This is a genomic window from Streptomyces sp. NPDC030862 (genome assembly GCF_055571835.1).
The window spans coordinates 212,470-236,766 of sequence record NZ_JBVIEN010000005.1; the positions used below are offsets into that span (position 1 = coordinate 212,470).

A 24,297-nucleotide genomic window follows, 5' to 3' on the forward strand; every position below is an offset into this window, starting at 1 on the left:
CTTGATGCGAGTGGTTCACACAGGACGGGGGTCGCGTGACGTCACCGCAACGGCGAGGGGCGGACCATCGGCCGTACTTTTTTCTGAGTTACGCCCACACGCCGAGGTACGGAGCCGGAGGCCCCGATCCCGACATGTGGGTGGAACGGCTGTTCCGCGATTTGTGCGGCCATGTAATGGCCATGACCGATCTGCCGGCCGGAGCCGAAGCCGGATTCATGGACCGGGAGATACGCTCCGGCGAAGGCTGGTCGGAACGGCTGGGCGAGGTCCTGGCCAACTGCCGGGTCTTCGTCCCGCTCTTCTCGCCGCGCTATTTCGCCAGCGAGATGTGCGGCAAGGAATGGTTCGCCTTCGCCCAGCGCGCCATCTACCACCAGGCGAAACACAACAGACCCGCCGACGCCATCGTCCCCGCCCTCTGGGTCCCCGTCCCCCCGGAACAACTCCCCGGCCCCGCAGAACGGCTCCAGTTCAACCACCGCGCCTTCGGCGACCGCTATGTCACCGACGGACTGTACGGCCTGATCAAACTCCGGATATTCGCCGAGGAGTACGAGCGAGCCGTCTACGAACTGGCCAAGCGCATCGTCTCCGTCGCCGACTCCACCGCCATCGGCCCCGGCCGCCCCGTCGACTACCGCCTCGCCCCCAGCGCCTTCGGCCAGCCCGGCGGCGGTCCCCGCCCCATCCAGGTCACCGTCGCCGCCCCCACCCGCCACGACCTTCCCGAGGGCCGCGCCCCCGAGTACTACGGCGACCTGCCGCAGGACTGGAACCCGTACCACCCCGAATCCTCCCGGCCCCTCGCCTACGTCGCCCAGGACCTGGTCCGCGCGCTCAACTACCAGGCCACGGTCGCCTCCTTCGACCACGACACCGGGCCGCTGGACGCCAAGCAGCCCCCCACCCGGCCCGAGATCCTCCTCGTCGACCGCTGGGCCCTCCAGGACGAGGAACGCCGCGAGCGGCTCGCCGCCTTCGACGCCGAGCACCGGCCCTGGGTCAGCGTCGTCGTCCCCCGCAACCACATGGACTACCAGAGCCGCGCCGCCGACACCGAGCTCACCGGGAAGCTCGAAGCGACCATGCCCGTCAAGATGGGCCAGGGTCGCGCCGCCAGCCGCGCCGCCGCCCGCGGCGTACCGAGCATGGAGGCCTTCGGCCAGATCCTGCCCCAGGTGGTCGAGGCGGCCGCCCAGCAGTACCTGCGGCACGCCGCCGTCTACCCGCCCGCCGGCGGCCGCCACACCGAGCGCCCGCGGCTGCGCGGCCCCATGGCCGCCGAGTACGCCACCACGCACTTCACCCCCGAGACGCACGAGATCGCGCCCGATGCGGAGGACTTGGATGACCGCCAGTCGTGACGGACGCCGTGACGGACGCATCGTCACCTTCTACTCGTACAAGGGTGGTACGGGACGGACGATGGCCCTGGCCAACACGGCCTGGATCCTCGCCGCGAACGGCAAGCGGGTCCTGGCCGTCGACTGGGACCTGGAGGCGCCCGGGCTGCACCGCTTCTTCCACCCCTTCCTCGATCCGTCCACGCTCGGCGCCACCACCGGTGTCATCGACCTGATCACCGAGTACGCCTGGGCCGCCACCAGCCCCGTCCAGCGGCCCGACGACTGGCACCGCGACTACGCGCGCATCCAGCCGCACGCCGTCTCCCTCACCCCCGAGGCGCTCGGCTGGCAGTTCCCCGACGGCGGCACCCTCGACTTCGTCTCCGCCGGACGGCAGAACCGCGAGTACTCCGCCACCGTCTCCACCTTCGACTGGGACAACTTCTACGACCGCCTCGGCGGCGGGCACTTCTTCGACGCCCTGCGCGACGACATGAAGGCCACGTACGACTACGTCCTCATCGACAGCCGCACCGGCCTCTCCGACATCGCCGACATCTGCACCGTCCACCTCCCGGACGCCCTGGTCGACTGCTTCACCCTCAGCGACCAGTCCATGGACGGCGCCGCCGCCGTCGCCCGGCAGATCGACGAGCGGTACGGCGGCCGCGGCATCCGGATATTCCCCGTGCCCATGCGCATCGACGAGGGCGAGAAGGAGAAGGCCGACGCCGGCCGCGCCCTGGCCCGGCTGAAGTTCGACGGCTTCCCGAGCGGACTCACCGGCGAGGAGCTCGCCTCCTACTGGGGCGCCGTCGAGATCCCGTACCGGCCCTACTACGCGTACGAGGAGACCCTCGCCACCTTCGGCGACGACGCCGGCATCGCCAACTCGCTGCTCTCCGCCTTCGAGCGGCTGACCGCCGTCATCACCGACGGCGAGGTCACCGCCATGCCGTCCGTCAACGACGAGGTGCGGCTGCGCATCCGCGACGCCTTCACCCGCCGCCGCCCCGCCCAGCCCGCCGACCTGTTCCTGTCGTACGTCGCCGAGAACCGGATGTGGGCCGACTGGATCGAGTCCGTCCTCACCCGGGCCGGCTTCCGCGTCGTACCCCGCGACGTCTCCGCCGACCCCGCCGTCTCGGGCAGCGACCCCCTGGAGGCCGCCGAGAGCGCCGCCCGCACGGTGGTCCTGCTCTCCAGCGCGTACCTGAAGTCCTCCCGCGCCGTGCAGGTCTGGGAGCGGGCCGCCGCCGAGGACCCGGGCGGCGGGCGGCGGCAGCTGCTGCCGCTGCGCGTCGGCGACGTCCGGCTCACCGCCCCGTACATCGACCGCAACCCCGTGGACCTGTACCGGCTCGACGAGGTGGGCGCCACCGCCGCGCTGCTGCGCGCCCTGGACCGGCCCGTCAAACTCAACGAGGGCGTGCCGCCCGGGCCGCGGTTCCCCGGCACCGTGCCGAAGATCTGGAACGCGCCGCCCCGCAACCCCGGCTTCACCGGCCGGTCGATGGTGCTGGAGCGGATGCGCGACCAGCTCGGCGGCGGCCTCGCCGTCGTCCTGCCGCAGCCGCAGACCCTGTACGGGCTCGGCGGCGTCGGCAAGACGCAGGTGGCACTGGAGTACGTGCACCGCTTCATGGCCGACTACGACCTGGTGTGGTGGGTCTCCGCCGAGCAGACGGACGACGTCATCGCCTCGCTGGCCGAGCTCGCCGTACGGCTCGGCGCGCAGGTCGGCGAGGACATGGCCTCCGCGTCCCAGGAGGCCATCGACCTGCTGCGGCGCGGGGTGCCCACCAACCGCTGGCTGCTGGTCTTCGACAACGCCGACGACCCCGACGCGCTGAAGCGCTTCTTCCCCACCGGCGGCCACATCCTGGTGACCTCCCGGAACCAGACCTGGTCGCAGTACGGGGACGCGCTGCCCGTCGACGTGTTCCTGCGCGAGGAGTCCATCGAGCACCTCCAGCGCCGTGCCAAGGGGCTGACCGCCGAGGACGCCGACAAGGTCGCGACCGCCGTCGGCGACCTGCCGCTCGCCGTCGAGCAGGCCGCCGCCTGGATCGCCGAGACCGCCACGCCCGTCTCCGCCTACCTGGAGCAGCTGGAACAGGCCGCCGCCAGCACACTGGCCCTCAACCAGCCGGCCGGCTACCCCGAGCCGGTCGCGGCCACCTGGAACGTCTCCATCGCACGGCTCCAGGAACGCTCACCGGCCGCCGTGCGGCTGCTGCAGCTGTGCGCCTTCTTCGCGCCCGAGCCGATCCACGCCAACCTGCTGTACAGCAAGCAGATGATCGAGGCGCTCAAGCCGTACGACGCGTCGCTCCAGGAGAAGCTGGTGCTGGGGCGGGTGATCCGGGAGATCGGACGGTTCGCCCTCGCCAAGGTCGACCAGGTCTCCAACTCCATCCAGGTGCACCGGCTGGTGCAGGCCGTCATCCGCTCCCAGCTGACGGAGGAGGAGCAGAAGGAGGCCCGGCACGCCGTCCACCGCATCCTCGCCGGGGCGCGGCCCGACGACGACGAGCCGATCGACAACCCCGAGACCTGGCCCCGGTTCGCCACCATCTGGCCCCACCTCGGCCCGTCGGAGGCGCGCCTGTGCCGGGACCCCGAGACCCGGCGGCTGCTCATCGACCGCGTGCGCTACCTGTGGAAGCGTGGCGACTGGCAGACCGCGTGGTCGCTCGGCACCGAGCTGCGCGACGCCTGGCGCGAGATGCTGGGCAACGACGACCTCCAGTACCTGTACCTGCGCTTCCACCTGTCGAACATCCTGCGCTCGCAGGGGCGTTACGTGGAGGCCCGGGAGCTCGACGAGGTCACCCTGGAGCGGCAGCGGGAGGTGCTCGGACCCTCGCACCCGCACACGTACATGACGACCAGCGGCCTCGCCATGGACCTCGGCACGCTGGGCGAGTACGGCAGGGCCATGGAGCTGGCGACCGAGGCGCACGAAGGCTTCGGACAGATCTTCCACGAGGCCCACCCGAGGACGCTGGCCGCCGCCAACAACCTGGCGCTCAACCTGCGCATGGTCGGGCAGTACGCCCGGGCCCGGGAGATCGACCAGGAGGTCTTCGACCGCCGCACCGAGGTCCTGGGACCCGAGCACCCGTACACCCTGTCGTCCGCCACCTCGCTCGCTCGCGACCTGCGGGAGGTCGGGCGGTACGAGGACTCGGTGACGCTGCTGAGCCGGACGTACGAGATCTACAAGGACACCCTCGGACGGGCCTTCCCCGGCACGCTCGCGGCGGCCAAGTCGCTCGCCGTGTCCCTGCGGCGGGCCGGCCGCCTGGAGGACGCGCGGCGGCTCACCACCGCCACGCGCAACCGGTACCGCGCCAAGTACACCTCGGCCAACCCCGACTCCCTCGCCTGCGACCTCAACCTGGCGGCGGACCTGTACGCCGCCGGGGAGCCGGTGGCGGCGCGGGACCTCGCACAGGAGGTCGTGGACCAGTACATGAAGGTGCCGGGGGAGCGGCACCCGTACACCCTCGCCGCGCTCAACAACCTCGGCATCTACCAGTGGGGCTGCGGGATGCCCGACACCGCGGAGCAGACCCTCCGGAACACGCTGCGAGTGCTGGTCGAGGTGCTCGGCGACCGCCACCCGCACGTGCTGTTCTGCACGGTGAACCTCGCCAACGCCAAGGCGGACCTCGGCGAGCTGGAGGAGGCGCTGCGCATCGAGCGGCGCACGGTGGGCCTGCTCCGCGAGGTGCTCGGCGGCCACCACCCGGAGGTGCTGGCCGTCGCCTCCAACATGTCCGTCACGCTCGGCGCGCTGGGCCGCAAGGACGAGGCGGCCCACCTGCGCGCCGAGACCGCGGAGGAGCTGTCGCGCCAGCTCGGCGAGGACCACGCGCTCACGCGCCTGGCCCGCGACGAGCGCCGGGTCCACCGGGACCTGGAGCCGCTGGCGGTGTGAGGCCGGTCCGCTCAGAGGACGGGTGGCCTACCGCCGCGTAGAGCACGAGCCGGTCTGTTGGAGATGCCGTTGTCGCACGCGTTCCGCACAAGCCGCCAAGCCGAAGGCGAGGTACACGGCGACGCACGTGGCGAGCACCAACAAGACATCGCCGCTCGTATGGATGGTGCGCCAACTCGCAAGGACCACGATGAGTCCGACGGGTGTCCCCAGGAACAGAGCCAGGAGAGCGGGGCGACGAGCGGCGAACTGCTGTACGGGAGTGGGTGGTTTCCTGGTACCGGATCCACCCATAGCCCCATAGGTCCGGGCCAAGAGGTCAACAACCCGCCCGGACGCACGCCGTAAGGATGTCATGCCCACATTTTAGTGACGGCTGACGCGACCTCGGGTGCCGGAGCGTTGCCGCCGCACACCCATAACCGGTTCAGCCGAGCTGTCCGTAGAGGGAGAAGAAGTCCACGTACAGGTCCAGTTGGCGGGCCAGCATCGCAGCACCGTAGTGCACCATGAGGCCGTGCTTCTCGGCCGCTCGCAGGAGCGCGGTGCGTCGGGGTTTCATCACGATGTCGACCACCACCGTGCTCCTGGGAAGGAGCGCGGGATCGAACGGCAGAGGATCCTCGGGGTGCATGCCCAGCGGGGTCGCGTTCACCGCCAGATCCGCCGCCACGGGGCCCGCGGCGCTGCAAAGGCGCCCCGGGAAGTGCGGGGACAGCCGCTCGACAAGTGTGCGGCCCCGGTGCTCGTCCCGGTCGGTGACCGTGAGTTCGGCACCGGCCGACAGCAGGGAGACGGCGATGGCACTGCCCGCCCCGCCCGCGCCGACGAGCCAGACGTGCCGACCCGCCGGTTCGTGTCCAGCCGCGCGTAACCCCCGCACAAAGCCCTCGCCATCGAAGTTGTCGGCCCGCCACCGGCCGTCCGGGAGCCGGCGCATCGCATTCGCGCCGTTGCTGAGCGCCGCCGTGGGGCTCACCTCGTCGACCAGGTCCAGGACGGCCCTCTTGTGCGGCACGGTGACGAGGAGCCCGTCGACGTTCTCGGTGCTCTGCAGTCCCCGGACCACGGCGGCGAGTCGCGTGGGGGTGGCGTGCACCGGCACCAGCACCGCATCGATGCCGAGCCGGGCGAACAGCGCGTTCATCATCGAGGGCGCCTGCACCTGTTCGACCGGATCTCCGATCACGGCGAACAATCGGGTACCGCCGGTGATGAGCTGGTGTTCCGTCGTCATACCGAACCCTCCGACATCTTGGCCAGGTCCCGGTGCACCCCGAATCCCGGGAACCATAACCGTGGGCGGCCGAGGGAACAACGGGGCCCCGTGTGCGGGCATACTGAACGGCGGCGAGGCCCGGCCAGTCGAAGGAACCGAGGAGGGCGGGACGGTTGAGCTTCTCTGACGTGCCCCGGCGCGGCGCGGGGCGGAGTCGGCGGTTCCATGACACCCGGATGCTGGATGTGAAGGTCGCCGAGGTGCGCGACGTCACCCCGGACATGCGGGAGCTGATCCTCACGGGGCCCGCACTCGCGGCCCTGCGCAGCAAACCGGGCGCGCACCTGCCGCTGGAGGTGCCGGACGTGGACGGTGAACCGCGGCTGCGGACGTACTCGGTGTGGGCGCACAGTCCGTCGCGCGCCACGCTGACGCTCCGCATCGCACTGCACCAGCCCGGCGGGCCGGGCAGCCGGTGGGCGGGTTCGACGGAGCCGGGGGCCAGGACCCGCGTAGGTGTGCCGCGCAATCGGATCACGCTGGAGCCACGGGCCCGCTATCACGTCTTCATCGGCGAGGAGACCGGCTCCGTACCGTTGCTGACCATGCTGGCTGCGCTGCCCGCCGGGGTGACGGCCTGTGGAGTGCTGGAGACGAGCGGGCCGGAGGGCGAGTTCTCCGCCCCGTACGGTCCGCGCGGCCTTCCCTGGGTGCACCGGGGCCGCGCCTCCGCCGTGGGGTCGCGGGTGCTCCTGGAGGCCGTACGGCGGCTGCGGTTGCCGCCCGAGCCGGGCATCGCCTATGTCGCGGGTGAGGCGATGACCTGCCGAGCCGTGGTGCGCCATCTGTGCGATGAGCGGGCCTGGCCGCGTTACGCGGTGAAGACCCAGGTCCACTGGGCGGCGGGGCGGACCGGCATCCTCTGAGACAGGGCCACTCAGGCAGGGCGACCGAGGGGGGACCGAGGCGGGGAGAGGGGCCGGAAGGCACTCTCGCGTGGGGCGGACGGGACGCGTTATAAAAGAGCGCATGACACGTACACGGCACGCAGCTGGGGTACAGCGCATCGACGTGTCGCTGGGAGCGCGCTCCTACTCCGTGCACATCGGCCCCGGAGTCCGCGCCCTGCTCGCCGGGCTCGTCCGGGACCTCGGGGCACGCCGGGCCGCCGTCGTCACCGCCCAGCGCGCGATCGAAGCGCCCGATCCGGGCGTTCCGGCCCTGCGGCTGCCGCTGCCCGACGGCGAGGACAACAAGACACTGGCCGCGGTGGAACGGCTGTGCGGTGCGTTCGCCGACTTCGGGCTCACCCGGACCGATGTCGTGATCTCCTGCGGCGGCGGGACCACCACCGACACCGTGGGCCTCGCGGCTGCCCTGTACCACCGTGGCGTTCCCGTGATCCACCTGCCCACGACCCTGCTCGCCCAGGTCGACGCGAGCGTCGGCGGCAAGACGGCGGTGAACCTCGCCCAGGGCAAGAACCTCCTCGGTGCCTACTGGCAGCCCGCCGCGGTCCTCTGCGACACCGACTATCTGCGCACCCTGCCCGAGCGTGAGTGGCGCAACGGCTACGGCGAGATCGCCCGCTGCCACTTCATCGGCGCCGGCGATCTGCGCGGGCTGCCGCTCGCCGAGCAGATCGCCGCGAGCGTACGTCTGAAGGCCTCCGTGGTGGCCGCGGACGAACGGGACGCGGGTCTGCGGCACACGCTCAACTACGGTCACACCCTCGGCCATGCGCTGGAGCGCGCCACCGACTACGCGCTGCGGCACGGTGAGTGCGTGGCGATCGGCACCGTGTTCGCGGGGCGCCTCGCCGGTGCCCTCGGACGGATCGGGCCCGACCGGGTCGCGGAGCACGAGGACGTCGTACGCGCCTACGGGCTGCCCGACGCCCTGCCCGCAGACGTGGACCCCGCGGCCCTGGTCCCGCTGATGCGGCTCGACAAGAAGGCGACGCGCGGCCTGAGTTTCGTGCTCGACGGACCGGGCGGTGTGGAACTGGTGCAGGACGTACCGGAGGCCGAGGTGGTCCGCACGCTCGCCGGCATGCCCCGCACCGGGCGGCCGTGGCGAGGCGTGTCCTGATTCTGCCCTGATCAGCAGTCGAGACGACCGGAGGACGAAAGACGCATGGAACGGCGCATCCTCGGCGGTACCGGGATCTCGGTCAGCGAACTGGCTTTGGGCACCATGATGTTCGGTTCCTGGGGCAACCCGGACCGGCAGGAGGCGCGCACGGTCATCGGCATGGCCCTGGACGCGGGGATCAACCTGGTGGACACCGCCGACATCTACGGCGAGGGCGGCACCGAGGAGATCGTCGGCGAGGCCCTCAAGGGCCGCCGCGACGACGTCGTCCTCGCCACCAAGTTCCACGGCCCCATGGGCGAGGACCCCAACCACCGCGGGAACTCACGGCGTTGGATCATGCGGGCCGTCGAGGACAGCCTGCGCCGGCTCGGCACCGACCACATCGACCTCTACCAGGTGCACGGAGTCGACCCCGACACCGACATCGACGAGACGCTTTCCGCGCTGTCGGACCTGGTGCGGGCGGGGAAGGTCCGGGCGATCGGCACCTCCAACTTCCCCGCCGACCAGCTGGTCGAGGCCCGCTGGACAGCCGAGCGCCGCGGCCACGTTCACTTCCGCTCCGAGCAGTGCGCGTACTCCATCCTCAGCCGGAGCGTGGAGATGCACGTCCTGCCGACCGCACAGCGCCACGGCATGGGCGCCCTCGCCTGGGGCCCGCTGAGCGCGGGCTGGCTCTCGGACCGCGACGCCACACCCGGGAAGGGCCGGACGGTCCTGGAACCGCAGCGGTTCGACCCCACCGTGCCCGCGAACGCGGCGAAGGCACGGGCGGTGACCCGGCTGCGCGCGCTGGCGGCGGAGGCCGGGATGCCGCTCGCCCATCTCGCCCTGGGCTTCGTCCAGGCCCACCCGGCCGTGACCTCGGTGATCATCGGTCCCCGGACCGTGGACCAGCTCACCGGCCTGCTCGCCGGTGCCGGGACGGTCCTGGACGACGAGATCCTCGACCGGATCGACGACATCGTGCCGCCCGGCGGCGACGTCAACCCCGCCGACAACCACGCCGTGCGGCGACTGCTCGCCGACACGGCGCGACGCCGGCGGCCGGGCCCCCGCGGGTCGCGCCCGGAGAAGGCCCGCCGCTGAACGAGGGCGCCCCTACGGAACCGGGAGGTCCGTCAGGTCGTGTCCGCAAAGTCCCGCCTGCCCGCCCTCCGGGCGGACGACGCTGCTTTGCGGACACTCCCTAGGGGCGCCGGCCTCTCGGGCGCTCAGGCCCGGACCGTCTCCAGGATCCGCAGATCGCCGCCGACCGGGATGCTGCGCCGCACCGTGAGACCCGCTCGCTCGGCCAGTTCACGGTAGTCCGACTCGGGCCGGTCCTGGCCGCCGACCAGCACCGTCAGCAACAGTCCCCGGAACAGCGCCTCCTGGTCGGAGGTCTCGTCCACCATGCTCTCCATGATCAGCAGCGGTACGCCGGGGCGCATGGACTCCCGGATCCGGGTCAGGATGCGCACGATGGTGTCGTCGTCCCAGTCGTGCAGCGCCCGCTTGATCGTGTACACGTCCGCGCCGGCCGGTATCTCCTCGAAGAAGTCTCCGGCGACCGTCTCGTACCGCCCGTCGACGCCGGCCTTCGCCAGGAGTTCCTCGGCCAGCGGCACGATCTCCGGACGTTCCAGGACGGTCCCGCGGACCGTCGGGTGCTCGGTGAGGACCGCCGCCAGCAGACTGCCGAGTCCGCCGGCGACGTCCATCACGTGCGCCCCGGGCGGAAAGTCGTAGGCGCGGGCTATGCCGGCGCTCTCCGCCTCCGACACCGTGCTCATCGCCGCATTGAACCGCTGCTTGGCGTCGGGGTCGCTCTTGGTCAGCTCCCAGAAGGAGATACCGTTCGCCTTCTCGAAGGACGACTCCCCGGTGCGCACCGTGTGCAGGAGGTCGCCCCACGCGGCCCAGTGCCAGTTCGCCGCCATGAACCGGGCGTCCGTCGATTCCGGACTGCCCGGCTCGGTGACCAGCACGGCCGACAGCGGTGTCTGGGCGTAGGTCTGCCCGTCCGGCAGCCGCCGGAACACCCCGAACGTGCTCAGCACCCGCAGCAGCCGGCCCAGGGTCGGTGCGTGCGTGCCGGTGCGCTCGGCCAGGTCGGCCACCGTACGCTCGCCTTGGGACAGCAGGTCGGGGATGCCGAGTTCGGCGGCGACATGAACGGCCCGCGCCCGCCACGCCCCTTGCAGCAGCTCCACCATCTGCCGGTTGACGCTCCGGTCCACGGTCTTGACGTGTTCGGTCATGGCAATCTCCGCAATCGCTCGTCGGTGTGATCGGCTGGGCAGAGCGGGGCGCGCGGGCGGCGGGACGATCAGGCCTAGGGCCTGATCCGAAAGACAGGCCCTAGCTCCCGGTCGCCCGCGGCGGGATGTTGTGGTTGAAGCGGAACATGTTGCCCGGGTCCCAGGCCGTCTTCAGCTCGACCAGGCGCTCGTACGCCTCGGCCGTGTACGCCTCCCGCACATCGGCGGGGTCGGTGTGGGCGACGCCCGCCATGAAGTTGAGCATGCGGGTGCCGGTCGACCACGGCGCGAGCGTCGCCACGACCCGGTCGTGGCCCTCGTACACCGCCTCGTCCTCGCCGGTGCCGAGGACCCCGGCCGAGTACACCTGGAAGCGCGCCTCGGAGAAGTGCGCGACCGCGTTGGGCACCTGCGGCGGGCGGGCCAGGGCGCCGCCGAGATGGCGGACCTCCAGGCTGACCGCGCTCTTCGTGCCCGGTCCGACCAGCCCCAGGATCGCTTCGACCGTGCCCTCGTCCAGCCCGCTCAGCTGGAAGTTGTTGATGTGGTAGGAGCCCGGGACCGGCGGGTCGTTGTGGATGGTGCCGACCTGCGTGTACGGGATGTCGGTGACCGTGTCCAGCAGGATCGGCGCCACCTCGCGCAGCGGCCGGATCAGACGCTCGCCCTCCGCCGGGTCGCCGACGTAACTCAGCCGCAGGTGCAGGGCGAACCGTCCGCGCAGCTCCTCGGGTACGCCGTCCACGTCCGGCCAGTCCAGCATGAAGAAGGAGGAGGCCATCTCCTCCGGCATCTCGGTGACCCAGGTGCGGTACAGGTGCAGCGCGTCCCGCACCGACTCGGCCGGGTACCACAGGCCGCCGCCGTACAGCCGGGCGACCTCCATCAGCTCGACCTCGATCGCGGTCACCACACCGAAGTTGCCCTTGCCGCCGCGCAGCGCCCAGAACAGGTCCGGGTTCTCGTGCTGGTCGGCGACGCGGAGTTCGCCGTCGGCGGTGACCACCTCGATGCGCCGGACGTGGTCGGCGGCGTAGCCGTAGCGCCGGGAGAGGACACCGATGCCGCCGCCCAGCACGTAGGAGACGGCACCGACGAAGGGGGCCGAGCCGTTCAGCGGGGCGAGCCCGTGCTCGGCGGCGAGCGGGATGACGTCCTGCCACAGCACACCGGCCTCGAGCCGTGCGGTGCGCTGCCCGGGGTCCACCCGGACGCCGTTCATGGCGCGGGTGGACAGGTACACCGAGCGCTCGTCGGCGGGCAGGCAGGCACCGTGCCCGGTGGCCTGGACGGCGACGCCGAGCCCGTGCTCGCGGGCGAAGCGGACCGAGGTCACCACGTCGTCGGCGTTGGCCACGGCCACGACCAGCGCGGGCCGGTGCTCGACCGCCCGGTCGAAGCCGTCGATGTGCTCGGCGTAGCCGGGCTCGCCCGGCAGGAACACGGAGCCCTTGACGTCCTCGGTGAGCCGCCGGAGGTCCTCCGGGGTCAAAGCCGCCTCGTTCGCCGGGTGCAACTCGCTCACTGGCATTCCTCTTCCTCGTCGTCCGACGCTGTGCGGGTGCGGGCGGCACCCGTGCGGTACACCGGCCCGGGGCCCGCCATGCAGGCGGCGAGCGTACTGCCGTCGGCCGGGTCGATGAGCAGTAATGAGCCAGTGCGCCGGGAGTCCCGGTAGGCGTCCGGAGCGAGGGGTTCGGCCGTGTGCAGCACCACCCGCCCGATGCCGCCGGCGTCGAGCCGGTCCGGTGCCGGCTCCTCCTCCAGCAGACTCGGGCCGAGCCGGGCGGGGAGGTCGGCGACCAGGGCCCGCACGGTTCTGGTGGTGTGCTTGACCAGGACCCGGGCGCCCCGGCGCAGCGGGCGTTCGTGCAGATGGCAGACGGTGGCCTCGACGGTGCGGGTGAGCGGCGGCTCCTGCCCGGCGGGCACGATCAGGTCGCCGCGCGCCACGTCGAGGCTGTCGGCGAGCAGCAGCGTGACCGACTGCGGCGCCGAGGCCCGCTCCACCGGTACCCCGAGGGCGTCGATGCCGCTGATCGTGGTGGTCGATCCGGAGGGCAGCACGGTCACCCGGTCGCCGACGCTGAACGTGCCCGCGGCGATCCGGCCCGCGTAGCCCCGGTAGTCGGGGTGCTGCGCGGTGCGCGGCCGGATGACGTACTGGACGGGGAACCGGGCAGCCGCGCCGGCCGGTTCGCGGGCCGGCGGCACGGTCTCCAGGTGATGCAGCAACGGGGGGCCGCCGTACCACGACAGCCGCTCAGAGGGGGTGACGACCTGGTCGCCGAGGAGGGCCGACATCGGGATCGCGGTCGTCTCGGGGATGCCCAGTCCGCGCGCCGTCTCGGTGAACTCCCTTGAGACCGCGGTGAACTCCTCCTCCCCGTAGCCGACCAGGTCCATCTTGTTGACGGCGAGGACGACGTGCGGGATCCGCAGCAGCGCGGCCACGGCGGCATGCCGGCGGGTCTGGTCGACGACGCCGTTGCGGACGTCGACGAGGATCACCATGAGGTCGGCGGTGGACGCGCCGGTGACCGTGTTGCGGGTGTACTGCGCGTGCCCCGGGGTGTCGGCCATGACGAACCGGCGCCGGGGCGTGGCGAAGTAGCGATGGGCCACGTCGATGGTGATGCCCTGCTCACGCTCGGCCCGCAGCCCGTCGGTGAGCAGCGCGAGGTCCGGGCCGGCCCCACCGGAGGGCCGGTCGATCGCCGCGAGCTGGTCGGCGAGAACGCTCGCGGAGTCGTACAACAGGCGCCCGGCGAGCGTGGACTTGCCGTCGTCCACGCTGCCGGCGAGGGCGAAGCGCAGCAGCGCGGTGTCGGTGGGGTGAGGCACTGCGTCAGCGGGGAGCGTAGTGATCGGCACGGTTAGAAGTACCCCTCCCGCTTGCGGTCCTCCATGGCGGCCTCGGAGACCTTGTCGTCGGCGCGGGAGGCGCCGCGTTCGGTCAGCGGGGAGGCCGCGATCTCCCGGACGACGTCCGCCACCGTGGTCGCCGCGGAGTCGACGGCCCCGGTGCACGACATGTCGCCGACCGTGCGGTAGCGCACCTGCCGTTTCTCCACCGTCTCCCCGCGCCTGGGCCCGCCCCAGTCGCCGGCGGTGAGCCACATGCCGTCGCGCCGGAACACCTCGCGGCGGTGGGCGAAGTAGATCTCCGGCAGCTCGATGTGCTCACGGCCGATGTACTGCCAGACGTCCAGTTCCGTCCAGTTGGACAGCGGGAACACCCGGACGTGCTCGCCCGGGGAGTGCCGGCTGTTGTACAGCTCCCACAGCTCGGGACGCTGCCGCCGCGGATCCCAGCCGCCCAGCTCGTCGCGCAGGCTGAACACCCGTTCCTTCGCCCGGGACTTCTCCTCGTCGCGCCGGGCACCGCCGAACACCGCGTCGAAGCGGTGGGCCTCGATCGCACGCAGCAGGCAGGGGCTCTGCAGGGCGTTGCGGCTGCCGTCGGGGCGCTCCGCCAGCTCGCCGCTGTCGATGTGCTCCTGCACCGAGGCCACGTGCAGCCGCAGCCCGTACCGGGCCACCGTCCGGTCGCGGTAGGCGATCACCTCGGGGAAGTTGTGCCCGGTGTCCACGTGCAGCAGGGGGAACGGCAGCGGGGCGGGGGCGAAGGCCTTCAGCGCGAGATGGAGCACGACGGCGGAGTCCTTGCCGCCGGAGAACAACAGGACGGGCCGCTCGCGCTCGCCGACCGCCTCCCGGATGATGTGGACGGCCTCCGACTCCAGCTGGTCCGTGTGGTTCACGCGAGCCCCCGCTCCCTCAACAGACCGAGCAGCACCGCGGCCGACTCCTCCGGGCGCTGTCGGTGGGCCGGGATGGCGAGGTCGGGTGTGCGGGGTGCCTCGTACGGGTCGTCCACGCCGGTCAGCCCGACCAGGTCGCCCGCCGCCTGGCGCGCGTACAGGCCCTTCACGTCCCGCTCGGCGCACACCTGGACCGGGGTGGCGACATGGATCTCCAGATAGGGGGTGCCGGATTGCTCGTGGCGCTTGCGGACGGCCTCCCGGGCGTCGGCGTAGGGGGCGATCACCGGCACCAGCGCGAGGACGCCGTTGCGGGCCAGGACTTCGGCGATCAGGCCGACGCGCTGGACGTTGGCGAACCGGTCCTCCCGGCTGAACCCCAGGTCGGCGGTGAGCAGGGCCCGGTTCTCGTCGCCGTCGAGGATCTCCACCCGGCGGCCCTGGGGCGTCAGCCGGCGGGCCAGCTCCCTGGCGATGGTCGACTTGCCGGCACTCGGGAGCCCGGTGAGCCACACGGTTCCACCGGGCCAGCAGGTGCAGTAGGGGCTTGAGTGCTTCATCGGCCACTCCGCAACGTCAGGGGATGGGTGCCGGTGCGGGCCGCGACCGGGCGGAGGATCCTCCGTACGGCCGTGGCCAGCAGATGGTGCCGCCGGGCCCCGGTCGGGGGTGCGGCGGCGGTGCAGCGCCAGGCCACGAAGCCGTCCGGCCGCACCAGCAGGGCGCCGCCCGGGCCGGTGCCGCAGGCCTGGGCGAGGGGAACCGGGGGGCATAGGACCCGGGCGGTGACCGGGACCGCCAACTCCCGGGCGACCTCGGCCGCCGTCTGCCGCCAGCTGTCGTCGCCGCACAGCAGGAGCAGCCGGGGGCCGGTGGTGGCCGGCGCGCACAGATCGAGGACGGAGCCCTGCCCGGGGCCGCCGTCCGGCGCAGGGCCGAGCGGCAGGTGCGGCAGCCGGGTGCCGGGGGCCCCGGAGAGCTCGAAGTCGGCGGGAAACGGGCCGCCGGGCCCGGCGGCACCGCCGATCACCGCGGCCGAACGGTAGCGGTAGCCCATGATGATGGTGCGCGGATCGCGCATCTCGGCGCCGAGCCGGTCGCCCGGGACGCCGTCGAGCAGCAGTGCCTGTTCGGCGGTCGCGATCCCGACCGGGCGGCGTTCGGCGTCGTAGCTGTCGAGCAGCGCGGGACCGGCCCAGCCGTGCAGGACCGCGGCGAGTTTCCAGGCCAGGTTGTGCGCGTCCTGGATGCCTGCGTTGGAGCCGTAGCCGCCGGCGGGCGGATGCAGATGGGCGGCGTCGCCGACGAGGAAGACGGGGCCCTCGGAAAAGCGCTCCGCGATCCGGTGCCGGGCCCGCCAGTGGAAGGTCGCCGTCAGCTCCACCGGGATGTCGTCGGTCCCGAGTGCGGCCCGCACCAGCTCCAGGCAGCGGCCGGGGTCGGGCTCCCGGCCCAGGCCGCCGACGGCCTCGCTCTCCACGGCCGCCGCCCACCGGTCGTCCGCGTCGAGCTGCATGACCGCACCGGTGAACCCCGGGTTGTCGATCATGCTCATGAAGAACCGGCGGCCCTTCAGCAGCGGGGCGAGGTCGGCCCGGAACAGGATGCTGGTGCGGCGCGCGATCGTGCCCAGGCCGCCGCGCGCAATGCCGGCGGCCTCGGGTATCCATCCGTGCGCGCCGTCCGCGGCGACCAGATACCGCGCGGTCACGGTCTCCGTACGGCCGTCCGCGCTCCGGACCCGCGCCACCACACCGTGGTCGTGCACCGAGAACCCGCTCAGCTCCTGTCCGAACCGGACGTCCGCGCCCGCCCGTACGGCGGCCTCGCGCAGCAGCGGTTCCGTGCGGTGCTGTCCGCACCAGAGCGGGGGGCACGGTCCCGGCACGGAGAGTTCCTCCGCCCCGGTCTCCAGCACCTCGGCGGCGTCGAGACCGGACAGCGAGGGGACGCCGATCACCGTGCGGGGCAGCACCCGGTCCGGCTCGGTGAGCACGCGCGGATCGTCGCCGGCGACCACCTCGAACCCGGCCGCCGTCATCGCCTCCTGGAGCCCGGCCTCGCGCAGCAACTCCATGGTCCGCCGCGTCACATGGGTGGCGCGGGGCAGGGTGGAGGTGTGGGGCCGGCGTTCCACGAGCCGCACCGCGACCCCGGCGCGGGCCAGGAAGAGCGCGGTCGCCAGTCCTGTGGGCCCACCCCCGACGACCAGTACGGTCATGGCCGCAGCCCCTCCGTTCAGGCCTTGCTCACCAACTGGTCGCCGACGACCAGATGGTCGAGGTTCATGGCCGCGAAGGCCTCGACGGCCTCCTCCGGGGTCTCCACGATGGGCTGGCCCGCCACGTTGAAGGAGGTGTTGAGCAGCACCGGGCAGCCGGTCAGCCGCTCGAACTCGCCCAGCAGCCGGTACACCGCCGGGTTCTGGTGCTCCTCCAGCGTCTGGTGCCGGGCCGTGCCGTCCACGTGGGCCGCCGCCGGGATGGCGTCGGGACGGGTGACCTTCGTGACGATCAGCATGTACGGCGAGGGCTGCCCGAGGTCGAAGAACTCTCCGCTGCGCTCGGCACGGATGACCGGCGCGTACGGCCGGAACCACTCGCGGAACTTGACGTTCTCGTTGAGGTGGTCGCGCACGGAGGCCGGGAACGGGGCGGCGAAGATGCTGCGGTGCCCGAGCGCCCGCGGACCGAACTCGCTGCGCCCGTCCCACCAGCCCACGATCCGGCCCTCGGCCAGCAGCGCGGCGACTTCACCGGGGAGGTCCTCGGGGGTGCGGGCGGGCAGCCCCGAGGCGGCGACGGCCGCGCGGGCCCGCGAGCGCGGGTACTCGGGACCCAGGTAGGCGTTCCTCAGGGCGGGCAGCTCCGCCATCGGCACGCCCTCCAACGCGTGCAGCCCGTAGTAGGCGCAGCCGAGGCTGATGCCGTTGTCTCCCGCGGCGGGCACGACGAAGAGCCGCTCGAACGGGGTCTCCTTCAGGATCCGGCCGTTGGCGACGCTGTTGAGGCCGACACCGCCCGCGATGCACAGATCGGTCAGCCCGGTCCGCTCGTGCAGCGCGCGGGCACAGTGCACCAGGGCCCGCTCCAGCACCTCCTGGGCGGCGCGTGCGATGGCCGCCCGGGTGTCGAAGTCGGCGTCCTGCGCCAGCCGTCCCAGCAGGTGCGCGACCTTGCTCGCGGAGATGCTGACGCCGCCGCCGGGCAGCAGGGTGACCAGTTCCGCCAGGTCGTCCACGAACCGCTCGTCGCCGTACGGCGCGAGGCCCATGGTCTTGCCGTCCTCGCTGACCGGGAAGCGGGTCTTGGGTCCGGTGTAGGCGAGCCCGATGGCGAGGCTCGCGGTGCGGTACAGATGCCCGAGCGAGTTGTCGGTCTCGCCGGGCTGGTAGTAGGCGCTCTCCGAACCGGCGTCCACCACATGCGCCCCGCTGACCCGGTCGAGCAGCCGTATGCCCTGCTCGTCGGCGACGAAGGAGCTGATGGTCTCCGCCTCCCGGGCGGTGGCCCCCGACTTGTCGCCGACGGTGAGACTGCCGGAGTTGTCGCACACCAGCACCGCGGCCCGGGACATGCCGGAGGCTCCGAACGCACTGTAGGCGTGGGCCAGATGATGGTTGATCACCGTGACCCGTCGCCGGAAGGAGTGGTAGAAGGGCCGGGGTACGAGCTCGCAGGCGACCACGTGCTCCACCTCGGCCGCGGTGGTGTTCAGTTGCGCCAGACACGCCTGCCGGCTGACGCCCGCCAGCAGATCCGCTCCCAGGCCGTACTTGCTGCGCATGAGCCGTTCCTCGTCCACTGCAACAAGCCGGCTGCCGTCGGTGGCGCAGGAGGCCCAGTCGTGCCCGGATCCACCTAAGCCCAACACGGTCATATCCTGTCCTTTCCGGTGTGAGGGACATCGTCGGGACATGCGACGGCTGACGCCCGAGCCGGGGAGTCGCCCTGGGCGGCCGGACGGTGGTCGAACGTTCCGCCCCGCGTCGAAAAGGGGACGCACGTGCCACCGGTCCGCGACGCATGCACCGGCCCGGCTGAGAACGCGCAGGGCGTGAGCGACGTACGGGACAGCCTGCGGACGGCGAGAGGGGCGCTCCGCGGGAAACGGCGGTCAACGGAAGATCGGGAAAGCGAACGGACAGCCGAACTGTAATCAACCGGCGTCGAGCACTGTCAAGGAGGCGTCCCCTCCGCCACCCCTAGTTGACTGAAACACCCATCTCCAGCAGCCGTTCGAGGGCCGTTCCGAGGCCGCCGCCGCCTGGTTGCGGCCTTCTGCGAGCGGCAGGGGGAATTCCTTTCGGCCATCATCATTCGGCGGGGCATACGACACCCGGATCCGCATGTACCGTGCAGTGCTGTCGGCATGGCACCCGGACGTGCGGCACGACCCGTCCCCCCTGGCCCCGCCCGGTGCCCGAAGCGCGGCTCACAACCGTTCCCACTCCGCAAGCGGCGATCCCCTGTACGTCTGGACGAGGGAGTGCTGGGTGACGAAGCAGCATCGAACGATAGTGATCATCACGGAGGGCGCGGCTCCCGCCCTGCTGGACCGCTGGTGCGAAGCGGGTGCTCTTCCCGGCTTCGCCCGGCTGCGCCGCGAGGGCGCGCACGGCCCCCTCTCCGCCGAAGGCACCCCTTACGAACCACCCGGCCTGCTCAGCGTGCTCACCGGCAGGCGAGCCGCCGACCACGGCTTCTTCTCGTACTGGACCTGCCACGACCCCGAGTACTCCCCGCAGGTCCTCGGCTCCAAGGACCGCCGCCACCCGCTGCTCTGGCACCACCAGGCGTTCGCCGGGCTCAGGTTCGCCAGTATCGGCCTCTTCGGCACCCATCCCGTCGAGCCGATGGACGGCGCGCTGATCAGCTATCCGATGTACGCCACCCTGCACGCCTGCCACCCGCGCGACCTGCAGCGCCGGCTGGCGAAGCAGGGCATCCGGCCCGTGCACGACGTCTCCATCTTCTGGACCGGCCAGCCACGGGAGCAACTGCTGCCCCAGCTGCTGGAGGCCGACCGGCAGCGCGGCAAGGCCGCCCTCGCGCTGTTGCCCGAGTCCGACGTCGTCCTCGTCAACCTGACCAGCATCGACCGCACCTCGCACATCTACTGGCAGGAGCTCGAACTCGGCCCCGAACACGAGCAGGACAGCGCGGTGTTCGCCGCGTACCGGACGTGCGACCAGGTGATCCAGGACGCCCTCGCCGCCGCCGACGACCACACCGACGTACTGGCCTTCTCCGAGATCGGCTTCGGACCGCTGCGCGCCTACTGCTCGATCAACGACCACCTGGCCGAGGCCGGTCTCCTCGCCCCCGGTGCGGACGGCCGCATCGACTGGTCCGGCACCCGCGCCTTCGAGGCCGTCCAGGGCACCCACGGCATCAACATCAACGTCCGTGACCGGTACAAGCACGGCACGGTCGGCCAGGGCGAGTACGAGCAGGTCCGCGACGAGGTGCGCGGCCTGCTGCTGGACACCGTCAACCCCCGGACCGGGCGGCCGTACTTCGCCGACGTGCGGACCCGCGAGGAGGTGTACCCCGGTACGGCGACCGCGGGGGCGCCCGACCTGATCCTGGAACCCGCCGACTGGCGCTACCTCCCGCTCGGCGACCCGCAGTGGGCCGGCCACGTCCACCGGACCTGGCAGAGCGGCTGGCACCGCAGAGAGTCCTACTGGGCCGGGCTCGGGCCCGGCTTCCTCCCCGGGCACACCGACGACGCCCCCGCCGCCCCGGTCGACATCCCGGCCACCCTGGCCACCCTCCACGGCCGCCCGGTCCCGGCCGACTGGCCGGGCCGCCCGCTGGGCACCTCCGCCTGAACGTCCGACGAGCCTACGGCCGACCGTCCGTCCTCCCGTCCGCTTCGTCCCCTTCCCCTGGAGGCCCGCGCATGCGCGACATACGACCACCCCGACGGCGGCGCGAACGGCGCCGGACCGTGACCGAACCCCCGGCCGGAGTCGACCGGGAGGCGCTGGCCCGCCAGGCGGCCTATGTGGCATGGGAGCCACGCTCGGCCGACACACTGCCCTCGGCGGTGCCGGCCGGCCGCACCCCGGAGGAGCTGCTGCGCGCCGCGCTCACCGAGGGGGCGCTGGGCGGCCCCTGGGAGCGCGACTTCCCGCGGTACGCCTGGTACCGCACCGGCGACGTCGTCCAGGAGTTCCGGCTGGCCGGCGCGGATCCGGGCCGCTACACCGGCTACACCCTGCACCCGAGCGAATGGCCGGAGGGACTCGCATGAGCACGCTGCCCGAGTTCTCGCTCGTCTGGAAATGGCAGGAACCGCCCACGGACGTCCGTGACGAGCGGACCGTGACCTGGGCCGATGTGGAGATGAGCATCGGCACCCACACCCCGCTGACCACCGTGGAGGACCCGGCCACCGGCACGGTACGGCCGTACACGACCGGCTCGCTGTACCCGCTCGCCGAGTGGATCGCCTTCAACTGGTGGTCGCTGACGGCCGACGCCCGCCCCGGCACCCAGATCTCCCAGCTCCGCTTCGCCTACAAGAACGGCGTCGGCGACCAGCGCGGCTCCTGGTGGCAGCGGTCGCGGCGGCACGTCATGCGGGCCGCCTGCGACGGATTCCGCTGGCCGGACGTGCTGCTCGTGCCCGAGGGACGGCAGACCCGGATCGTGTGGATGCCGGACGGCGGTCCCGACCCCCGGCCCGGCCCGCGCTATCTCGCCCGCGGCAACCTCGTCGTCGGTTCCGAGGCGCTCGCCGAGACCCTGCGCGGCTTCGTGGACGCCGTCGTCACCCGGCTGACCGAGTGGGGCGTCGACGACACCCCGCTCCAGCAGGAATGGACCGCGCTGCGCGGCACCGGTGAGGACGAGGCCGCGTTCTGCCGCGCCGCGGCCCGGCTCGGCCTGGACCCCTACACGGAGGCCGCACCCCACGCCGACGCCATCCGGCGGGTGGTGCGGGAGCTGCCCGAGCTGCACGCCTTCGACTTCCTCAACGGCGTGCGACCCGAGCGCATCACGGACCAGCTCGCCTGGCTCGAACGCGCCCGTGAGGTCGCGGGGACCGCGCCGGCCGGCCGCCCGGCCGATCCCGCCGTCGCCGAACTCCGCGAGGTGTGCGCCGACGTCCGCGAGACCTTCTTCGCCCCGGGCCGCCTCGACAACGCCTGGCACCTGGGCTACGAACTCGCCCGCCGGGTCCGTGCCTGGGCGGGGGTGTCGGACACCGAGCGGTTCGAGACCGATGCGCTGCTCACCTACGTCACCGAGCAGACGCCGTACGTCGACCGGGGACTGGTCGCCTTCGGCCGCCGCGAGGGCGCCCAGGGACCGGTGCTGGTCTCCAGCCGGCGCTACACCGAGCGGCCCCGCCGCTTCCTCCAGGCCCGCGCCATCTGCCACTTCATCTGTGACAACGACCCCGACTTCCTCATCGTCGCCGCGCACACCCACCGCCAGCACCTGGCTCGCGGATTCGCCCTCGAACTGCTCGCGCCTGCCCGGGGCGTGGCCGAGCTGCTGGGCCGGCCGGACGGGCTGGTCACGGCGGAGGACGTCGAGCAGATCTCGGAGGACTACGGCGCCGGCACCATCGTGGTGGAACACCAGCTGGACAACCAGGTGCTCGCCCAGGACTTCCCCTTCGAGCCGATGGAACCGTCGGTACGGCGCGCCACCCCCGCCTATCCGCTGGGGGCGGCCCGGTGAGCGCCACCGCGGGCGAGGTGTTCCCCTATCCCGCGGGCCCCGGCGGCACCGTTCCACCGCAGTACGCGCGGCTGCTCGCCGAGGAGCCGGTCTCCCGGGTCCGGCTCGCCGACGGCAGCGCCATCTGGCTCGTCACCCGGGACGCCGACGTACGAGCCGTCCTGACCGACCCGGTGTTCAGCCGGGCCCGGGCCGCCGCCCTGCCGGGCACCGGCCTCGGGCGGGGCCAGAGCACCGGGATCGTGGACCTCGACCCGCCCCGGCACACCGCCTTCCGCACCCCGGTCGCCGCGGCCTTCTCCGCCGAGCGCACGGCCCGGTGGAGGGCCCGCATCAAGGAGATCGCCGCGCACTTGGCCGCGTCCCTCCGGGACACCCCGGAGCCCGTCGACCTGGTGGGCTCCTACACCGCACCGTTCGCCGGCCGGGTCGTCTGCGAGCTGCTGGGGTTCGACGGCGACGGGTGGCGGGAGATCACCGGCGACGTCGAGACCCTGCTGATGTCCGGCGGCGCCGGCGGACCGGAGCAGGAGGCCTGCCGGACCCGGCTGGCCAAGGCGTTCGCCGGCCTCCTTCAGGAGCGCCGGGCGCGCGACGGCGACGACGTCGCCGGAGTCCTGCTGGGACTGGACGACCCGGACGCCGAGGGCGGGAAACTCACCGACGAGGAGCGCGTCCTCCTGCTGCACGGGCTGGTCATCTCCGGCTTCATCGGGGTGCGGGACCTGCTCGCCCGCCATCTGTACGGAGTGCTGGCCGACCCCGGCATCCGGGACCGGCTCGTGCGGCGGCCGGAGCTGCTCCCGGGCGCCGTGGCCGAGCTGCTGCGGTTCTACCCGTCCAGCAACGACGGCCTGCTGCGGATGGCCACCGAGGACGTCGAGCTCTCCGGGGTGCGCATCCCGGCCGGCGCCGCGGTACTGCCCCTGGTCTCGGCCGCCTGCCGGGACCCGCGCGTGGTCGGCCGGCCCGGCGAACTCGACGTCGAGCGGCCGCAGACGCCCACGCTCGCCTTCGGCGCCGGACCCCACCGGTGCCCCGCCACGGACCTGGTCCTGGTCCAGCACGCCGCCGGAATCGGCGAGTTGCTCGCCGCCCACCCCCGTATCGGGCTGGCGGTGGCGCCCGAGGAGGTGGAGCACACCTCCCAGCTGCTGCCGCTCGCGGTCGCGGCCCTGCCCGTACGGCTCGACACGGCACCGTGAGCGCGCAGGCCGTGCCCGTGCTGCTGTGGTGCGTCTCCACCCGGGCCCCGAACCGGGTGGTGCGCACCGCGCGGCTGCTGCTGCCCGCGGCCGACCGGGAGCGGATGGCCCGGCTGAAGTCCCGGACGGACCAGGACGCGTTCGCCCTCAGCCAGGCCGTGCTGCGCCGGTGCCTGGGCACCCTCACCGGCAAGGCCCCCGAGGCCCTGCGGTTCACCCGGCAGGACAACGGCAAGCCCGAGGTGGCCGGCACCGGCCGGGGCTCGGGCCTGGCCTTCAACCTCTCGCACACGGCGGGCCTGACCCTGCTGGCGGTGACCCGGGGCGAACCGGTCGGCGCCGACGTCGAACGAATACGGCGGGTCGCCGCCGCGCGGATCGCCGCCCGGTACTTCCCCGCCGACGAGGCCGCCGCCGTCGCGGCCCTGTCCGGGTACGAGGCCTGGGACCTGTTCTTCCGGCTGTGGGTGCGCAAGGAGGCCTGCGTCAAGGCCTGGGGCGGCCGGCTGCGGGAGGGGTTGCGGGCCTCCGTCCAGCCGGCGCACCCGGGCCCGGCGGCCGTGCGGGGCCCGGACTCGCGGCTGTGGCGGGTGTGGGATCTGGACTGTGTGCCCGCCCCCTACCGTGCCGCGGTCGCCCTGCCCCCGGGCACGCGCCCCGGCGCACTGACGGTCCGCCGGGTGACCGTCGGCGAACTGCTGGAGAGCGGACCGATGGCCGGGCGGGGCCGGCGCTGCGACCTGGCGGCACTCTGACGCACCGAGAGCAGGACCA

Annotated in this window: 18 protein-coding genes; 10 read left to right on the top strand and 8 right to left on the bottom strand. The window is 72.6% G+C overall.

Features of this window, described 5'->3' with window-relative positions; all coding sequences use genetic code 11:
• Window positions 1-35 precede the first annotated feature (35 nt).
• Complete coding sequence (fsxC, locus tag ACZ42X_RS15445) at window positions 36-1,367, top strand: FxsC protein (protein ID WP_468289269.1); 1,332 nt, start codon at window positions 36-38, stop codon at window positions 1,365-1,367.
• Window positions 1,351-5,295, top strand: a complete 3,945-nt coding sequence (fxsT, locus tag ACZ42X_RS15450; RefSeq protein WP_468289272.1) for an FxSxx-COOH system tetratricopeptide repeat protein — start codon at window positions 1,351-1,353, stop codon at window positions 5,293-5,295. Before fsxC ends, fxsT begins: the two co-directional genes overlap by 17 nt.
• 427 nt (window positions 5,296-5,722) lie before the next feature.
• On the opposite strand, the gene ACZ42X_RS15455 is transcribed toward fxsT, so the two are convergent.
• Window positions 5,723-6,532 carry a shikimate dehydrogenase family protein gene (locus ACZ42X_RS15455; RefSeq protein WP_468289276.1) on the bottom strand — a complete coding sequence of 270 codons (810 nt, stop codon included), beginning with the start codon at window positions 6,530-6,532 and terminating at the stop codon, window positions 5,723-5,725.
• Window positions 6,533-6,750: 218 nt separating this feature from the next.
• On the opposite strand from ACZ42X_RS15455, the gene ACZ42X_RS15460 reads away from it, so the two are divergent.
• The 3 genes from ACZ42X_RS15460 (at window position 6,751) to ACZ42X_RS15470 (ending at window position 9,700) form a co-directional block, all read left to right on the top strand.
• Window positions 6,751-7,440 carry a siderophore-interacting protein gene (locus tag ACZ42X_RS15460; RefSeq protein WP_468289279.1) on the top strand — a complete coding sequence of 230 codons (690 nt, stop codon included), beginning with the start codon at window positions 6,751-6,753 and terminating at the stop codon, window positions 7,438-7,440.
• 103 nt (window positions 7,441-7,543) lie between these two features.
• Window positions 7,544-8,605, top strand: a complete 1,062-nt coding sequence (locus tag ACZ42X_RS15465; RefSeq protein ID WP_468289282.1) for a 3-dehydroquinate synthase family protein — start codon at window positions 7,544-7,546, stop codon at window positions 8,603-8,605.
• Window positions 8,606-8,650: 45 nt separating this feature from the next.
• Window positions 8,651-9,700, top strand: a complete 1,050-nt coding sequence (locus tag ACZ42X_RS15470) for an aldo/keto reductase (protein WP_468289285.1) — start codon at window positions 8,651-8,653, stop codon at window positions 9,698-9,700.
• Between the two features lie 125 nt (window positions 9,701-9,825).
• On the opposite strand, the gene ACZ42X_RS15475 is transcribed toward ACZ42X_RS15470, so the two are convergent.
• The 7 genes from ACZ42X_RS15475 to ACZ42X_RS15505 all read right to left on the bottom strand — a co-directional run bounded on the left by ACZ42X_RS15475 (window position 9,826) and on the right by ACZ42X_RS15505 (window position 18,404).
• Window positions 9,826-10,854, bottom strand: a complete 1,029-nt coding sequence (locus tag ACZ42X_RS15475; RefSeq protein WP_468289288.1) for a methyltransferase — start codon at window positions 10,852-10,854, stop codon at window positions 9,826-9,828.
• Between the two features lie 100 nt (window positions 10,855-10,954).
• Window positions 10,955-12,379, bottom strand: a complete 1,425-nt coding sequence (locus tag ACZ42X_RS15480; RefSeq protein WP_468289291.1) for an FAD-binding oxidoreductase — start codon at window positions 12,377-12,379, stop codon at window positions 10,955-10,957.
• Entirely contained in the window at window positions 12,376-13,698 is a 1,323-nt protein-coding gene (locus tag ACZ42X_RS15485) for a sulfate adenylyltransferase subunit 1 (RefSeq protein WP_468289294.1), read from the bottom strand. Before ACZ42X_RS15485 ends, ACZ42X_RS15480 begins: the two co-directional genes overlap by 4 nt.
• A gap of 32 nt (window positions 13,699-13,730) precedes the next feature.
• On the bottom strand, window positions 13,731-14,618 hold the full coding sequence (cysD, locus tag ACZ42X_RS15490) for a sulfate adenylyltransferase subunit CysD (RefSeq protein WP_468289297.1): 888 nt from the start codon (window positions 14,616-14,618) through the stop codon (window positions 13,731-13,733).
• Window positions 14,615-15,178: an adenylyl-sulfate kinase gene (cysC, locus tag ACZ42X_RS15495; RefSeq protein WP_468289300.1), complete on the bottom strand. Its 564-nt coding sequence runs from the start codon at window positions 15,176-15,178 to the stop codon at window positions 14,615-14,617. Before cysC ends, cysD begins: the two co-directional genes overlap by 4 nt.
• A complete protein-coding gene (locus tag ACZ42X_RS15500) occupies window positions 15,175-16,839 on the bottom strand; it encodes an FAD-dependent oxidoreductase (RefSeq protein ID WP_468289303.1) in 1,665 nt (554 codons plus the stop codon). Before ACZ42X_RS15500 ends, cysC begins: the two co-directional genes overlap by 4 nt.
• A gap of 17 nt (window positions 16,840-16,856) precedes the next feature.
• The gene (locus ACZ42X_RS15505; protein ID WP_468289305.1) at window positions 16,857-18,404 is read right to left on the bottom strand and encodes a carbamoyltransferase family protein; all 1,548 of its coding nucleotides are present in this window, start codon (window positions 18,402-18,404) and stop codon (window positions 16,857-16,859) included.
• Window positions 18,405-19,113: 709 nt separating this feature from the next.
• Between ACZ42X_RS15505 and ACZ42X_RS15510 the strand changes: the two genes are divergently transcribed.
• The 5 genes from ACZ42X_RS15510 (at window position 19,114) to ACZ42X_RS15530 (ending at window position 24,278) form a co-directional block, all read left to right on the top strand.
• Window positions 19,114-20,454, top strand: a complete 1,341-nt coding sequence (locus ACZ42X_RS15510; protein WP_468289308.1) for an alkaline phosphatase family protein — start codon at window positions 19,114-19,116, stop codon at window positions 20,452-20,454.
• A gap of 119 nt (window positions 20,455-20,573) precedes the next feature.
• Complete coding sequence (locus ACZ42X_RS15515) at window positions 20,574-20,879, top strand: hypothetical protein (RefSeq protein ID WP_468289311.1); 306 nt, start codon at window positions 20,574-20,576, stop codon at window positions 20,877-20,879.
• On the top strand, window positions 20,876-22,318 hold the full coding sequence (locus ACZ42X_RS15520) for a M78 family metallopeptidase domain-containing protein (RefSeq protein WP_468289313.1): 1,443 nt from the start codon (window positions 20,876-20,878) through the stop codon (window positions 22,316-22,318). Before ACZ42X_RS15515 ends, ACZ42X_RS15520 begins: the two co-directional genes overlap by 4 nt.
• Window positions 22,315-23,523, top strand: coding sequence for a cytochrome P450 (locus ACZ42X_RS15525; RefSeq protein ID WP_468289316.1), 1,209 nt, complete (start codon window positions 22,315-22,317; stop codon window positions 23,521-23,523). The genes ACZ42X_RS15520 and ACZ42X_RS15525 overlap by 4 nt, the downstream gene beginning before the upstream one ends.
• Window positions 23,520-24,278 (top strand): 4'-phosphopantetheinyl transferase superfamily protein, encoded by a 759-nt coding sequence (locus tag ACZ42X_RS15530; RefSeq protein WP_468289319.1) that lies wholly within the window; start codon window positions 23,520-23,522, stop codon window positions 24,276-24,278. The genes ACZ42X_RS15525 and ACZ42X_RS15530 overlap by 4 nt, the downstream gene beginning before the upstream one ends.
• Window positions 24,279-24,297 lie beyond the last annotated feature (19 nt).

Excerpts from the sequence above, each read along its gene's own strand:
- fxsT (WP_468289272.1), top strand. The coding sequence starts at position 1,351 with ATGACCGCCAGTCGTGACGGACGCCGTGACGGACGCATCGTCACCTTC.
- ACZ42X_RS15455 (WP_468289276.1), bottom strand. The coding sequence starts at position 6,532 with ATGACGACGGAACACCAGCTCATCACCGGCGGTACCCGATTGTTCGCC.
- ACZ42X_RS15460 (WP_468289279.1), top strand. The coding sequence starts at position 6,751 with ATGCTGGATGTGAAGGTCGCCGAGGTGCGCGACGTCACCCCGGACATG.
- ACZ42X_RS15465 (WP_468289282.1), top strand. The coding sequence starts at position 7,544 with ATGACACGTACACGGCACGCAGCTGGGGTACAGCGCATCGACGTGTCG.
- ACZ42X_RS15470 (WP_468289285.1), top strand. The coding sequence starts at position 8,651 with ATGGAACGGCGCATCCTCGGCGGTACCGGGATCTCGGTCAGCGAACTG.
- ACZ42X_RS15475 (WP_468289288.1), bottom strand. The coding sequence starts at position 10,854 with ATGACCGAACACGTCAAGACCGTGGACCGGAGCGTCAACCGGCAGATG.
- cysC (WP_468289300.1), bottom strand. The coding sequence starts at position 15,178 with ATGAAGCACTCAAGCCCCTACTGCACCTGCTGGCCCGGTGGAACCGTG.
- ACZ42X_RS15500 (WP_468289303.1), bottom strand. The coding sequence starts at position 16,839 with ATGACCGTACTGGTCGTCGGGGGTGGGCCCACAGGACTGGCGACCGCG.
- ACZ42X_RS15505 (WP_468289305.1), bottom strand. The coding sequence starts at position 18,404 with ATGCGCAGCAAGTACGGCCTGGGAGCGGATCTGCTGGCGGGCGTCAGC.
- ACZ42X_RS15520 (WP_468289313.1), top strand. The coding sequence starts at position 20,876 with ATGAGCACGCTGCCCGAGTTCTCGCTCGTCTGGAAATGGCAGGAACCG.